Raw genomic sequence first — 14,987 nt, forward strand, 5'->3', positions numbered from 1 at the left:
ACCTGATTAGTCAAATAAAGAAGGATTCACTATGACATCGCCGCTCTCCAGTCAATTAACGCAACGCTTCTTTCGCTATCTCGCCATCACCAGTCAGAGTGACGCCAGTGCTACCACACTGCCTACCACATCAGGGCAATTCGAGATGGCGCGCACCCTGGCGCAGGAGCTACAGGCTCTGGGTTTAGAGGAGATCGTACTGGATGAGCACGCAACGGTAACCGCGGTAAAAAGGGGGACGGTTGCCGGTGCGCCGCGCGTCGGTTTTATCACGCATATTGACACCGTTGACGTCGGATTATCGCCGGATATTCATCCACAAATTCTCCGTTTTGAAGGCGATGATCTTTGTCTTAATCAGGAGAAAGGCATCTGGTTGCGGACAAACGAACACCCGGAGATCCTTGCCTACCCCGGTGAGGAGATCATTTTCAGTGATGGCACCAGCGTACTCGGCGCAGATAACAAAGCGGCCGTAACGGTGGTGATGCAGCTTTTAGAGAATCTGACTCCTGCTGACCGACATGGCGATATTGTGGTTGCGTTTGTGCCGGATGAAGAGGTTGGGCTGCGGGGGGCTAAGGCGCTGGATCTGAAACGGTTCGATGTCGACTTTGCCTGGACCATCGACTGCTGCGAGAAGGGTGAAATCGTTTATGAAAACTTCAATGCCGCCTCTGCCACCGTCCATTTTACCGGCGTGACGGCGCACCCGATGTCTGCCAAAGGTGTACTGGTGAACCCGCTTTTGATGGCGATGGACTACATTAGCCATTTCGACCGCCAGCAGACCCCGGAGAACACCGAAGGGCGCGAAGGCTACGTCTGGTTTAATGGTATGGAGGCCGTTCAGGGGCATGCGAAACTGAGCGCCAGCATCCGCGATTTTGACCTTACCCGCTTTGAACAGCGTAAAGCAGAGATGCGGGACGTTGCGCAGAAAATTGCCCTGCAGCATCCAACGGCCCGCGTGGAGATAGACATCACCGATATTTACAGCAACATCAGCAATGCGCTTGGCGAAGACCGTCGCGCTGTGGATCTGCTGTTTACGGCGATGGCGTCGCTGGGTATCACCCCGAAACCGACGCCGATGCGCGGCGGTACCGATGGTGCGGCGCTCTCCGCCAAAGGCTTACTGACGCCAAACTTCTTCACGGGCGCCCACAACTTTCATTCGCCGTTTGAGTTCCTGCCCGTGAAGTCCTTCGAAGCATCTTATGAGGTGGCCCGAGCGCTGTGTCTGCTGGCTGCCCGTTAAGGCTTGCGGGCAAGCAGGGTCGCAAAGCGCAGCTTTATACGGTTCCCGTTGACGTCGGTGCGGTGAAGCTCGCCGACGTCTTCGTTGTACTTAATCATTTCCCATCCGGCGTAATAGTTGCGCAGTTCGTTCTCTTTAAACGCAAACGGGAAGCCCACCGTACAGGGAAAGTCCGGGGTATCCATCGCCGCCACGATCAGGTTATACCCTCCCGCTTTTGTGCAACGTTGCATATTAGCAATCAGGCCCGGAATGGTTTTCGCTTCCAGGAACATCAGCACCACAGTGGAGAGAATAAAGTCGTACTCGCCGTCAAAGGTGAGTGTATTCAGGTCTACCACCGCCGTTTGCAGGTGGGTTAACCCCTCTTCCTGCCGGATGCGTTCCATATTACTGATGCCCGCCGGGTTCTTATCCCACGCTGTTACATCATAACCCTTTGCCGCCAGAAAGAGACTGTTGCGGCCACTGCCACAACCCAGGTCCAGCGTTTTACCAGGAGGCACGAATTTTACGGCATTCAGCACCTCAGAATGGGTACGGGTTAAGCCATATTTCTCAGTGAAGTAATTGTCATCAAAAGGTGTCATCAGAAATCCTTGTTTAACGAAAAGCGGTGTGTAATTAAAAGTTGCATTTAATATGCATTTTATTGGTTTTCATATTCAATAGCCAGTATCGCAAAGTTTGCTACGTTTATCGTTGGCAAACAGTGGAAATGAACCATGAAAAAATATCGACTCAGTGATGAGCGCCGCGCGTTCAGCTATCACCTTAATGGTGAGAAACAGAGTGTCACGTTACAGCAGATTATTGCGGTCGCCGATTTCGGCGATGTTACGGCCGGTACGGCTGGCGGTTGGGTAGAGGATGAAAACGTGCTTTCCCAGGACGGTACGTGCTGGATTTATGACGTCAACAGCCTGGTGTTTGCCGGTGCCAGGGTAAGCGGTTATGCCCGTCTGACTCAGCCCTGTGTCGTCTGTCATGAGGTTCTCATTGAAGATAATGCCTGGATTGATAGCTGTCAGTTAAGTCATGGTGCGAGAATAAGTGACAACGTCACCGTTCAGGCGTCGACGGTGCGCGGTGCCTGCCATCTTTTTGGCGATGCCCGCATTCTGCATGGCAGTGAAATTATCGCCGCTAAAGGGTTAACCCTGGACAGTGAACAGATGCTGCAAATTTATGATCGTGCAACGCTTACCCACACGCGGGTCCTTCACCAGGCACAAATTTATGGTGATGCCATGCTGAACTACGCGTTTGTGGAGCACCGTGCTGAGGTGTTTGATTATGCCATTCTGGATGGTAATGATCTTAACGATGTCTGGGTGTGCGACTGCGCCAAAGTTTATGGTCACGCGCGAATTACGGCCGGTCGCGAAGAGGATGCGATCCCTACCTTACGTTACAGTTCACAGGTGGCAGAACATGCCGTCATTGAAGGCAATGTTGTCCTTAAGCATCACGTGCTGGTAGGCGGACACGCGAGGCTTGAGGGTGGCCCCGTTCTGTTAGATGAAGATGTCGTGATTCAGGGAAACGCGTGCGTCAGGGGAAATGTGATTATCGAGCATCATATTGAAGTCACCGATGACGCCTGCATTCAGGGGCTGGAGGGCGAGCAAATTTTACTGCGGGGCAGAAAGGTCATTAATGGCATGCAGCATATTACCCGCACGCCGGTTGCCGGACTACTCTGACGCTGGCGTGACGATACGCGCGTAGATATTTTGATCGCAGAAAGCGCCGTTAAGGAATTCAGCCTGTCGCAGGCAACCTTCCAGAATAAAGCCGTTGCGTAGCGCCACCCGATTACTGGCTGCATTCGCTACCCGGCATTTGATGACAAAACGGCGAATATCACCACGGCTGGCGTAAAAGGCGATCACTGCCTGTAACGAGGCGGATATTATCCCCTGCCGCTGATAATCCTGGTCAAGCCAGTAACCGATGTAACCCGTCTTATTGGTGGGCTCAATGGCGTTAAAAGAGAGCACCCCTACCAGTATGTTGTCTTTCAGGATAACAAACATTTTTGCGTAGCCACGCTGGTGCAGTAGCATATTGCTCTGCGCCGTCTGGCGGCTCTGTTCTACAGAGGTCACATACTGGGGCCAGTCGAGGAAATGCTGAAGCCACGCTTTATTCTTAATAATCAGTTGATGCAGGTCGTGAACAAAATGTTCGTCGATAGCCTGCAACTCCAGGTGCTCGTCTACCACAATTAAACTGTCGTTTAACGTCATCATCTCTTCCTGTTACTCACCCTCCCTCTGCCGAGGGAGGGTTCTGGATTAGCGCATAATACGGTCATCGACGTAATTGCGCTTGTCTGGCGCAGGCGGGAAGTAGTGATAAAGCCAGGTTTCACTAATGGCTTCACCCTGGCAACGCAGGAACATGCGCATATCGACAGTCTCGGTAGAATCGGAGGTCGGGTACCAGTCAAACTGGATGCGATAACCGTCAAACGGCTCCACGTACAGGATTTCAATCTGTTTCGCTTCACCACTGGAGAGGGTAATCACTGGTTCAATTCCGCGAGGTGCCGCCCCTTTCAGATCGCCGCCGACAAAATCAATTGCAAAACGACGCGCCCATTTTTGTGGGTAATGTTCCCCCGGCGCCCACCCTTCCGGGAAACCGCCCATGCCGGTACGGGTCGCATACACGCGGGATAACGGCGAGCGTACCGGCGGCATGGCGCTCCAGTAGAGACGGTACTGGAAGGCAAGGTCATCACCGGCACGCACCGGTTTCTCCGGCTGCCAGAAGCAGACGATATTATCCAGCGTTTCACCGGTGGTCGGGATTTCCATCAAACCGACCGCACCTTTACCCCATTTGTTACGCGGCTCCACCCAGAGACTGGGACGCTTGTTGTACCAGCCCATAATGTCCTGATAATGGGTGAAATCACGATCAAGCTGCAGTAACCCAAAGCCCTTCGGGTTGTTGTCCTGATAGGCGTTAAATTGCAGCTTCTGCGGATTATTCAGCGGACGACAGATCCACTCACCGTTGCCGGCCCACATGGCGAGGCGGTCCGAATCGTGGATTTGCGGATGGATGGTATCGCACACGCGGCGTTCATTATTGCCACAGCTGAACATACTGGTCATGGGGGCGATACCCAGTTGCTTGATGTCTTTACGGGCAAAGAGATGGTTGTCCACCTCCATGATCACCTGGCTCTTCTCGCAGTGGATCACGAATTTATAAGCCCCCGTCAGGCTTGGGCTATCCAGCAGCGTGTAGACGGTGAAGGTGGTATCTGACGCTTTCGCGGTTTCAAACCAGAATGAGGTGAAATCCGGGAACTCTTCCGGGGTGTCGGTGAAGGTATTAATGGCCGCACCACGGGCGGACAAGCCGTACTGATAGGTACTGTCCACGGCGCGGAAATAGCTTGCGCCGAGGAAAGAGACGATGTCACGACGCGCCAGCTCCGGCGCCTTAAAGGCGCGAAAACCGGCGAACCCCAAATCGCTTTGCCCTTCCAGCTGTTTCGTATCTACGCCAGCATCGTGGTAATTAAATAATTCAGGGCGGAAATGGATTTCACGCGCCTGCTGCGTCGCCGGGTCGAGTGAGAACATGCGTACACGCCGACGAAAGCCCATTCCCACATGGAAGAATTGCACGTCCAGTTGACGCTCTTCAACGTTATTCCATAATGAGTGCGCGGCATCATACTGAATACTGTTGTAAGCCTGCGGGGTCAGGTTGGCGAGCGTGTCCGGCAAAGGACGCGGCGCGCCGCCCCAGGGCTGTTGCGCAAGATCTTTTGCCATTGACTGCAACACGGAAAAATCGAAACGACGACTTTGACCATCGGCGATACCGGCGTCCGCAGCAAACGCAGCGCGGGAAAAGAGAGAAGCCACGCCTGTCGTTCCGCACGCAGCGGCCAGCGCCATAGATGCTTTAATAAAACGTCTGCGATTCATGCCCTGGAAGTTATCCTTTTGGTCGAAAAATGACATTTCGCGCAACCGCGAAACAGCGACTAATTCAGTACATTTATGACCGCACACTGTAGACAAAATCAGTTAAGAATCCAATTGTTGGATGGTGATTATCTGCTCAAAGCGGGAAATATCTTTGTCGATCGGAAGAGACCTAATTACAGGTAAAGTTAGGTATAAAAAAAACCCTGCCGGACATCGGACGGCAGGGGTTACAACAGCAAGGCTTTATTATTTGCTGACACTAACATCAATGCCTGGGAAGTACTTCTCCGCCAGCGTTTTGATGGTGCCGTCAGCACGTACTTTTTCAATCGCAGCATCAAGCTGCTTTTTGGTGGCCTCGTCACCTTTACGCAGCCCAAACCCAATCCCGCTGCCAAGGATGGTATCGTCTGACACCGGTTTGCCAATAAAGCCAAACCCCTTGCCCTGCGGCTTGCTGAGAAAACCTGCCTGGCCTGCCGCAGACATCACCAGCGAGGCGTCAATACGGCCATTGAGCAGATCGCTCCATGCCATATTCTGATCTTTATAAGACACCACGATGACACCGTGCTTTTCCCAGTGCTCTTTTGCATAGGTTTCCTGAATGGAACCCTGTAATACGCCGATGGTTTTTCCTTTCAGCCCTTCAGCGGTCGCCGCCATGCCGTCCCCTGCTTTGCCGACCAGTTGTGATGGAATGCGGTAAATGGGTTGCGTGAAGTCAATGCTCTGGCGACGCTGCCCGGTAATGTTCATGGCTGAATTTATGGCATCGTATTTTTTTGCCACCAGACCCGGTATCAATGCATCAAACGAGGTTTCCACCCAGCTACATTTCAGCGCAGCGGCTTTACAAATGGCATTGCCAAGCTCGATATCAAAACCCTCAAGCTCGCCGGCCGCATTGCGGCTTTCAAACGGTGGATATTCTGCTTCCAGCCCGTACCGCAGTTGTGTGGCGGCAAAAGACGATAATGAGCAAAGCATGCCCATGCCCAGACAGAGTGCTTTTACTTTCACGATTACGCTCCTTAGCGTGGCTTAACACGACACAGGGCCTGCGCGCCTGCTCTTAACATCGCCTCATCCTTCGCGAAAGAGAGGCGTATCAATTTGTTATCCGTCCCATCCGTGTAAAACGCTGACAGCGGAATGGTGGCCACTCCGTAATCCGTAATGAGTCTTTTCACCATGTCACTGTCGCTTTCGTCACTGAAGTGACGGTAGCTCGCCAGCAGGAAAAACGATCCCGCACTCGGCAACAGGTGAAACGGCGAGTCCGCCAGCAGCGTCTGCATCAGGTCACGTTTGCGCTGGTAAAACGCCGCCAGCGAAAGCCAGGTCTGCGCATCAGACATGTGGTCGGCGAACGCGTACTGCATGGGCGTATCGGCAGAAAACATGAGGAACTGATGGACCTTTACTATCTCGCCCATCAGTTCGGCGGGAGCCACGCAGTAACCTACGCGCCAGCCCGTCACGTGATAGGTTTTACCAAAAGAGGAGACAATCACGCTTCGCTCTGCAAGCTCAGGATGCGTCGCCATGCCATGATGCGGCTGTCCGTCAAAAACCACATGTTCGTAAACCTCATCAGACAAAACCACGATATCAGTATTGCGGGTAATCCTCGCAAGCTCGGTTAAGTCATTCCCGGAGAGAACCTGCCCGCTGGGGTTGTGCGGCGTGTTGATGATTATCATACGCGTGCGTGGCGTAATCGCGGCCCGCACTTCATCCCAGTTTACGGCAAAGTCCGGCACCGTCAGTTTGATGGCGACCGGCGTAGCGCCCTGCAAGCGCACGATGGGCGCGTAGCTGTCAAACGACGGCTCAAAATAGATGACTTCATCCCCGGGGTGCACCAGACCGCCGATGGCGGAATAGAGCCCCTGACTGGCGCTGGCGGTGACCAGAATTTCGTTGTCCACATCATAATCGGTACCGTAGAGATCACTGATTTTCTGCGCAATCCTGGCTTTCAGCGGTCTCAGCCCGGTCATGGGGGCATACTGGTTATGATCGGCCTGCATCGCCCGGGTGACGGCGGCAACCAGTTGCGGATCGCACGGAAAATTGGGTGCCCCCTGCGAGAGATTGATGGCGTTGTGCTGCGCGGAAAGCTGCCCGATAACGGTAAAAATGGTGGTGCCCACATCAGGCAGTTTTGAACGGGATGTCACCGGGGTACGCAAAGTCATTCTCACTCCTTTTAGTCATAAAGTGCATAACCATTCAAACCAGAAGTGCATTGAGCGGACAATCGAAATCTTGTCATAATAGCTATGACAAAAACGCATACCGGAGTCGCCATGTCCCCCCGTAATCTGCCGTTGAACGCCATTGACGCCTTCCTGGTGACCGCCCGCCACCTGAATCTTACCCATGCGGCAAAAGCGCTTTGCCTGACTCAGGGGGCGGTAAGCCGGAAAATCGCGGCGCTCGAAGGCTGGTTCGGTTTCCCCTTGTTTGAGCGTCATGCTCGGGGTTTACGGTTATCGCCGCAGGGCAGCGCATTGCTGCCGGAGCTGCGTGCGTCGTTTGAGCACCTGCTTACCGTCGCGGGACAGGCGCGCGCGCAACAGACCGTGGTACGTCTCAAAGCCCCCACCTGTGCGATGCGCTGGCTGGTCCCTCGTCTGCTGCATCTTGAGCGCCACTACCCGGATATTGAGATAGCCCTCACCACCACCACCGATCATGGCGTCAACTTCAAAACTGAGCCATTTGACGCGGCCATCGTCTTCGGTACGCACTTCAGCGCAGGCGATCTGCTGTTTGACGAAGCCCTGACGCCCGTTATGGGCGCAATGTTTGCAGATACCCCATCCCTGGAGCATTTAACCCTTCTGCACCCCACCCGGGATAAAACCGACTGGTCGTTGTGGCTGGCAAAACAGGATAACGTGCAGTTTGTCATGAAAAAAAATCAACACTTCGACACCATGGATCTCGCGATCACCGCGGCGATACAGGGGCTCGGCATCGCCATCGCCGATGAAACGCTGGTGGAAGAAGATATTCGCATGGGACGGCTGCTCAGGCCGTGGAAACAGAGCGTGAAAACAGGGGCAAGTTACCGCCTGGTGATGCGGGAATCAGGCAGCAATGCCGCTCTCCTGGCGGCATTGCGCCTTGGATTACTCCACGGTTAATCGAGTTTTACATGGTGGCGCATGACGCGCTTAAAGAAGCTCAGCCGCGCCCTCATAAACCGATTAACCATGCGAAATCCTGCATGTTTATTCAGCCCAATACGTAGCAGCCTGTCGCGCCCCTTCACACTTGCCTGCCACGGCACAGGCCCCGCCAGCGTCACGTTACGGGCGCTGGCATGACGAGCAAAGCTGACCCAGTAATCGGCTACGTGGGCGGCAAATGCGCGATCTCGTTTGTTGACATAGCGGCGGGCCGGTTCGGTCAGGGTGAGGTTATCAAACACATAAGGCACCTCGTTACCGTGCCAGGCACCGTTGGCGTAAGTGTCATGCTCAGCTTCGGCGACATAATCAAACCAGTACCGCCAGCAGGGTTGTCTTACCCGCTGCTGCGCCTGCATCACCACCAGTCCTGCCGTGGTAAAGGCCATATCGCGGCACACCTGACGCCCAAGCTCCCGATCCCCTTTTACCCCTGGGTAAAGTAATTTAATTATCCCAAAGCCAAGGCGCTGTTCACGGCGCAGTTTGTCAATCTGCCCGGCGAGATCGACCCCGAATTCGGCCATCACACTGGCTTCGTCGCTGTTCGAACCTATGATGACCGGGAGTGGATGCTGGCGTCCTGCGAAGAAGACGTCCATCATCGGTTCCGGTAATACCCGATCGCCACAGATGGGCGTGGGGGCAATTTTCAACGGCGACATCAGTGGCCAGAACTGCTCTGCGGGTAGTGAACGTAACTGCTCCGCCGTCGCCTGCTCAAAACCAAAGTGGCGCGCCACGGCAACCCCCTTCGCTTTGGCCGCCGCAAGTGGTGTGTCAGGCAGGGTATAACTGCTCTGAATAATCCCTTTGTGAAACAATCCTTTTGCCAGCGGAGAGGCCATCAGCGACATCACGCTGCGTGCCCCCGCCGATTCCCCAAACACCGTCACGTTACCGGCGTCCCCACCAAATGCGGCAATGTTCTCCTGCACCCATTGCAATGCGGCAATCTGGTCGAGCAGGCCAAAGTTGCAAACCGTCTCGCCCTCTTCACCCTCCAGCGCCGGATGGGCAAAAAAGCCCAGATGACCAAGACGATAGTTGAGCGTCACCACCACGACATTTCGCCTCGCAAGCGCCTTTCCATCGTAGGGGGGCAGGTCGCCGGCCCCCATAGTAAAGCCGCCACCATGAAGCCACACCATTACCGGTAGTGGCTTATGCCGTTCCACTGGTGACCAGACATTGAGATACAGACAATCTTCCGACAGCCGCCCCGGGTCGCCTCCGGCAAGGTGCGTGCAGCTTTCGCTGTTCTGCCAGCCTGAGGCGGAAAAGCTGTCTGCAAGACGGACCCCATTCCAGGGCTTAACGGGCTGCGGTGAACGCCAGCGCAACGCTCCCACCGGCGGTTCGGCATAAGGCAGGCCACGCCAGATATGGCAGCCGCCGTCAGTCACACCCACAACGGTGCCCTGTCGGGTTAAAACCAGTGGCGCGTTAGGGTTTTCCATAACAACATCCTGTTGATGAACATCCTTTCAGAGTACCGGTTTTACAAGAGACCGCAACGTCGTTTACTGCGCGCCTCCGCCTGCTGATACAGCACGAACTCATCCAGCACTTCGCACCCCAATGCGGCCTCAAACTCCTTTTTACTGGCATTGCCGTGGCTGCGCTGTTGGGTTTCATTGCCAAGATTAGACTGGAAAATACCCGCGGCGCTTACCGGAAGAAAATCCTCATAGATAATCGGCTGTGCGCTTACCCACCCGCGTTCAATCAGCGGTTGCGGATCATCGCCGGGCCGGATGGCATGCCGATGCGCCTCACCAGCCGGGGTCAGGCGATAGCGGAACCAGGCCAGTTGCTGATGGCGTAACAGCATTTCGCTGTCCGGGAACGGTTTAAAAACTTCCTGCAGATGCAGTTGATGGGTCAGATTGTCTTTACCGGTTCCCGCTTCAGCGAGCAGCCTGTCATATAACGCACGGCCTTTTGGCGTTAACGCGATGCCGCGTTGTTCAATCTCCCCAAAGCGTGCGGTATGGGTGCCTGAATGCTCGCCTTTAAACTGCACGGGTTCATCCAGCGCTTTAAAACTGGTCTGGCGTAACAGCACCGGCACATCCCGGCGCGGTGGGCCTTCAATCAGAATCTTCGGTTCGATGCCATATTCCGGCATCAGCGCCTGCACCCTGTCGATGTCGAGCGTTCGTGGCGTCAGGTGGTTAATATGGCAGCCGGGGAAACAGACCACATCCGCTATTAACCGGTGTTCATTATGCAACGCGTGATAGGTCTCTTCATCCACCGTGGCCTGACGGTGCCAGCGGAAGGTTTCCAGCGCCTCCCGGACAAAATCGGCCGCCTGGGTTTCACTGAATTCCCCTTCCCGTTCCCACACCCCGATTAGCTCGCGGCAGGCCGGGGTAAAAATATCCCGTTTGCGTAAAATGGCCGTCGCTTTATCCCGTAATCCTGCATCTTCAATCAATTCAGGACGCAACAAAGAGGTAAAAATGCGAAACGGATTACGTGCCAGCGCCGCGTCATCAATGGGGCGAAACGCCGTTGAATGAACCGGGACCCCTGCCTGAGAGAGATCGTAATAACTCACCGGGAACATCCCCATAATGGCAAACATTCGCCGCAGCGTGGAGAGCTCTTCAGCTGTTCCTACGCGGATCGCGCCGTGGCGCTCCACGTTCAGACGGGCCAGCTCATCGGCATTGACGAGCTGTTCGTGCAGACGGGGGTTGTCTTCCAGCACTGACAAATTAACGTCAGCCACCAGCTCCAGCAGGGTGCCGTACTGAGGGACTTCTTGTTGATACATCGCTGACATCGCCTGCGAAAATTGCTCCCGAATATCATCAGCCGTGATGGGGATCGCCATGTTGTATTACCTCCGGTGTCTGTTACCTGGAGTGTAGGAAAGCCCTTTCAGGCCCGTGAGGGAGAATTTACAAACTGTGATCGCGGCGTAACTCGAAAAATGCTGTTATTTCGGCAGCTTGCATAACCCTAGATTATGAATAGACCCCGAAAAAGATGCGGGTAAGGTCACACTGCATACAAAATGTGTTTGTAACTTAAGAAGATTAAATGTTAAAAATATTTTGCTATCAAGTTATCAAAATTAAACAACTCTACTTGTCACAGGCATCGCTTCGTTTTAGATCATCTTATGGAAAAAAACGGTCTGTTTTCTCAGCGCATCCGCTTGCGCCATTTGCATACATTTGTCGCCGTCGCCCAGCAGGGTACTCTGGGGCGTGCGGCTGAAACCCTTAAGCTCAGTCAGCCAGCACTGTCAAAAACACTGAATGAACTGGAGCAGCTAACCGGCACCCGTCTCCTTGAACGGGGTCGGCTGGGTGCCCAGCTGACGCTTGTCGGCGAACAATTTCTCACCCATGCCATCCGGGTTCTGGATGCGCTCAATACAGCCGGGCAGTCACTGAACTATCAGCCGGAACAAAATAATGCCGTGATCCGCATAGGTGCCTTGCCGACTGCGGCGTTGGGTATTCTGCCGGAGGTAATAGGACAGGTGCATAAACTCCAGCCCGACCTTAATCTCCAGGTGGCGACGACCAATAATCCAATGCTGCTGGCCGGGTTAAAATCCGGAGAGCTGGACATGGGCATTGGACGGATGTCCGACCCGGAAATGATGAGCGGGCTTAACTATGAGATGCTATTTCTGGAGTCGCTCAAGCTTGTCGTCCGCCCGGATCATCCTCTGTTGCACACCACCATTACCCTCAGCCGTGTGCTGGAGTGGCCTGTTGTGGTGCTGCCCACCGGCACCGTGCCGCGCCAGAACGCGGAGGATTTACTCCAGAGCCAGGGCTGTTCACTGCCCACGGGCTGTATTGAGACGTTATCGGCTTCGCTCTCCCGTCAGCTGACCGCTAATTTTGATTACGTCTGGTTTGTACCGTCCGGGGCGGTTAGAAACGATCTTCGTCAGGGTTCACTGGTGGCGCTGCCCATTATGCCTGCGGGCGTGGGCGATCCCATCGGTATTATCACCCGCGTCGATGCCCCGCTCTCAGCGGGCGTACAGTCCCTGATTAACGCCATCCGTAAAACCGTACCGGATTGATTGGTGGCGGTTTCCTGACGCAACGGGTAAAAATTGTGTTAATTATCTGCTAAATGTTGGTTGTTGATAAAAGATTGTTGTTAAGAGGCGTACACTTAACGGTAAGCAATCCGCTGTCCGGAAAACCACATGAAATTCAAAACTGCCATCAAACCCTATCACGCTGCCGCAGGTGGACTGGGGTCACTGGAAGCGACCACCCGCTTTGTCTTCGATAGCAAAAATGCCCTCAGGAACATGCGCAATCTCCTGCGTATGAACAAATCGCGCGGCTTCGACTGCCCCGGCTGTGCCTGGGGTGACGACAATAAAAGCACCTTCAGCTTTTGCGAAAACGGTGCAAAAGCCGTGACCTGGGAGGCGACCCGCCGACAGATTGGTGCCGACTTTTTTGCGCAACACAGCGTTGAATCACTCAACCGCCAGAGTGATTATTTCCTTGAATACCAGGGACGCCTGACGGAGCCATTAAGCTACAACCGCCACACCGATCGCTACGAGCCCATCAGCTGGCCGGACGCGTTTGCACTGATTGCGCAGCATTTGCACGCGCTGGACAATCCCAATCAACTCGAGCTCTATACGTCCGGGCGCGCCAGCAACGAGTCCTCTTATCTCTACCAGCTTTTTGGCCGCATGATGGGTACCAATAATTTCCCGGATTGTTCCAATATGTGCCATGAAGCCAGCGGCGCAGGCCTGAAACGCAGTATTGGCGTCGGTAAAGGGACGATTCACCTTAACGATTTTGAAAAGGCTGACGCCATTTTCGTCTTTGGGCAAAACCCCGGAACTAACCACCCGCGCATGCTGCATAGTCTGCGACATGCAGCGGACCGTGGCGCCCGTATCGTGACGTTTAATACCCTGCGCGAGCGTGGGCTTGAGCGTTTTGCCGATCCCCAGAAGCCGCTTGAGGTCGTGACACCGATGGCGGGCACCATCAGCTCCGATTACTACCAGCCTAACCTCGGCGGTGATATGGCTGCCGTGAGAGGCATGGCGAAAGCGCTGCTGGAAACCCAGCGCCAGAAACTGGCCAACGGAGAACCGGGCATTTTTGACGACGCCTTTATTGCGCAGCACACGAACGGTATTGCAGGCTGGTTTGCGCAAATTGATGCCACCGGCTGGGACACCATCGAAACGCAGTCCGGTTTAAGCGAACAACAACTGCGCGACGCGGCAGCGGTCTGGCAGCATGCCCGACGGGTGATTTGCACCTGGGCAATGGGGATAACGCAGCACAAACACTCTCTCGATACCGTTCGCGAGATTGTTAACCTGCAGTTGCTCGGTGGGCACCTGGGCAAACCTGGCGCGGGTCTTTGCCCGGTGCGGGGCCATAGTAATGTGCAGGGCAACCGCACGATGGGCATTGATGAAAAGCCGTCTGCTGCGCTGCTCGACAGCCTGGCGCGCCACTTTCATTTCAACCCACCTCGCGAGCCTGGACATCATACGGTCGAGGCCATTCAGGCCATGCTCCGCAATGAAGTAAAAGTGCTCATCGCGCTGGGAGGTAATCTTGCCGCCGCCGCGCCTGACACGCCTCTGACCTGTGAAGCCCTGACCCGCTGCGGGCTGACGGTTTATATCAGTACCAAGCTGAACCGCAGTCATCTGATGCCTGGCGCGGCGTCGCTGATCCTGCCTACCCTTGGACGTACTGAAGAAGACATTCAGGCAAGCGGTCGCCAGTATGTCACCGTGGAAGACTCCTTCAGCATGGTCCACGCTTCTGAAGGCATCGGCAAACCCCTTTCTGAAAATCAGCGTTCCGAAACAGCAATTGTCGCCGGTATCGCTCACGCCACCCTTGGCGCAGAGAGACTTGACTGGCTGGCGCTGGCGGATAATTACGACCTGATTCGCGATCACATTGCCGCTACGATCCCCGGATTCCAGAACTTTAATGTGCGTTGTGATGAGCCGGGCGGCTTCTGGCTGGGTAATAACGCAGCGGCACTGAACTTTGCGACGCCATCCGGGAAAGCCGAATTCAGTTCCGCCCCGTTACCGCTTGCCGTATGCCCGGAGGCTGATGCACCTTTTGTGCTGCAAACCTTGCGTTCTCACGATCAGTACAACACCACCATTTACGGCCTCGACGACCGCTACCGTGGGGTGTACGGTCAACGCGATGTGCTCTTTATGCATGAAGCAGACATTCAGGCTCTGGGATTAAACGATGGCGATCGCGTGGATATCGCCACACTAGCTGCTGACGGCATCGAGCGTCGTGTAGAGGGGTTTAAAGTCGTGGCTTATGCCATTCCCCGCGGCAACCTTGCGGCCTATTACCCTGAGACGAACCCGTTAGTGCCGCTCACCCGCTTTGGTGATGGCACCGGCACGCCCACTTCAAAATCCATTCCTGTTGTTGTGACACCGTCACGTATTACGGACAGCTTACGTATCGCCTGACTGATTTAATGCCCGCTATGTGCGGGCATTAATTTAATAATCCCCACAGGCCTACCCCCGCCGTTCACAACGACATC

Annotated in this window: 12 protein-coding genes; 5 read left to right on the forward strand and 7 right to left on the reverse strand. The window is 54.7% G+C overall.

From position 1 onward, the window contains the following. The first annotated feature begins 31 nt into the window (after positions 1-31). Positions 32-1,261 (forward strand): peptidase T, encoded by a 1,230-nt coding sequence (gene pepT, locus KXR87_RS17600; protein WP_437433508.1) that lies wholly within the window; start codon positions 32-34, stop codon positions 1,259-1,261. On the opposite strand, the gene tehB is transcribed toward pepT, so the two are convergent. Next, complete coding sequence (gene tehB, locus KXR87_RS17605; RefSeq protein ID WP_437433509.1) at positions 1,258-1,851, reverse strand: tellurite resistance methyltransferase TehB; 594 nt, start codon at positions 1,849-1,851, stop codon at positions 1,258-1,260. The two genes, pepT and tehB, sit on opposite strands and share 4 nt — an antisense overlap. A gap of 135 nt (positions 1,852-1,986) precedes the next feature. Between tehB and ydcK the strand changes: the two genes are divergently transcribed. After that, positions 1,987-2,967, forward strand: coding sequence for a YdcK family protein (gene ydcK / locus KXR87_RS17610; RefSeq protein WP_437433510.1), 981 nt, complete (start codon positions 1,987-1,989; stop codon positions 2,965-2,967). On the opposite strand, the gene rimL is transcribed toward ydcK, so the two are convergent. The 4 genes from rimL to KXR87_RS17630 all read right to left on the reverse strand — a co-directional run bounded on the left by rimL (position 2,959) and on the right by KXR87_RS17630 (position 7,424). Continuing rightward, on the reverse strand, positions 2,959-3,513 hold the full coding sequence (gene rimL, locus KXR87_RS17615; protein WP_437433536.1) for a 50S ribosomal protein L7/L12-serine acetyltransferase: 555 nt from the start codon (positions 3,511-3,513) through the stop codon (positions 2,959-2,961). The genes ydcK and rimL overlap by 9 nt on opposite strands. 48 nt (positions 3,514-3,561) lie before the next feature. Beyond that, entirely contained in the window at positions 3,562-5,217 is a 1,656-nt protein-coding gene (locus KXR87_RS17620; RefSeq protein WP_437433511.1) for a glucan biosynthesis protein D, read from the reverse strand. A gap of 249 nt (positions 5,218-5,466) precedes the next feature. After that, positions 5,467-6,243, reverse strand: coding sequence for a transporter substrate-binding domain-containing protein (locus tag KXR87_RS17625; protein ID WP_437433512.1), 777 nt, complete (start codon positions 6,241-6,243; stop codon positions 5,467-5,469). Positions 6,244-6,254: 11 nt separating this feature from the next. Further along, the gene (locus KXR87_RS17630) at positions 6,255-7,424 is read right to left on the reverse strand and encodes a methionine aminotransferase (protein ID WP_437433513.1); all 1,170 of its coding nucleotides are present in this window, start codon (positions 7,422-7,424) and stop codon (positions 6,255-6,257) included. A gap of 111 nt (positions 7,425-7,535) precedes the next feature. Here KXR87_RS17630 and KXR87_RS17635 point away from each other — a divergent pair, with 111 nt between their 5' ends. After that, positions 7,536-8,378: a LysR family transcriptional regulator gene (locus tag KXR87_RS17635; RefSeq protein WP_437433514.1), complete on the forward strand. Its 843-nt coding sequence runs from the start codon at positions 7,536-7,538 to the stop codon at positions 8,376-8,378. Here KXR87_RS17635 and KXR87_RS17640 read toward each other — a convergent pair. Both KXR87_RS17640 and hglS read right to left on the reverse strand, forming a co-directional pair. Next, positions 8,375-9,883, reverse strand: a complete 1,509-nt coding sequence (locus KXR87_RS17640; RefSeq protein WP_437433515.1) for a carboxylesterase/lipase family protein — start codon at positions 9,881-9,883, stop codon at positions 8,375-8,377. The two genes, KXR87_RS17635 and KXR87_RS17640, sit on opposite strands and share 4 nt — an antisense overlap. A 41-nt stretch (positions 9,884-9,924) precedes the next feature. After that, positions 9,925-11,268, reverse strand: a complete 1,344-nt coding sequence (gene hglS / locus KXR87_RS17645) for a 2-oxoadipate dioxygenase/decarboxylase HglS (RefSeq protein ID WP_437433516.1) — start codon at positions 11,266-11,268, stop codon at positions 9,925-9,927. A gap of 291 nt (positions 11,269-11,559) precedes the next feature. Here hglS and KXR87_RS17650 point away from each other — a divergent pair, with 291 nt between their 5' ends. Both KXR87_RS17650 and KXR87_RS17655 read left to right on the forward strand, forming a co-directional pair. Next, entirely contained in the window at positions 11,560-12,483 is a 924-nt protein-coding gene (locus tag KXR87_RS17650) for a LysR substrate-binding domain-containing protein (RefSeq protein WP_437433517.1), read from the forward strand. A gap of 129 nt (positions 12,484-12,612) precedes the next feature. Continuing rightward, on the forward strand, positions 12,613-14,910 hold the full coding sequence (locus KXR87_RS17655) for an FdhF/YdeP family oxidoreductase (RefSeq protein ID WP_437433518.1): 2,298 nt from the start codon (positions 12,613-12,615) through the stop codon (positions 14,908-14,910). Positions 14,911-14,987 lie beyond the last annotated feature (77 nt).

The organism is Yokenella regensburgei, assembly GCF_051486985.1.
Taxonomy (GTDB): Bacteria; Pseudomonadota; Gammaproteobacteria; order Enterobacterales; family Enterobacteriaceae; genus CBFFRJ01.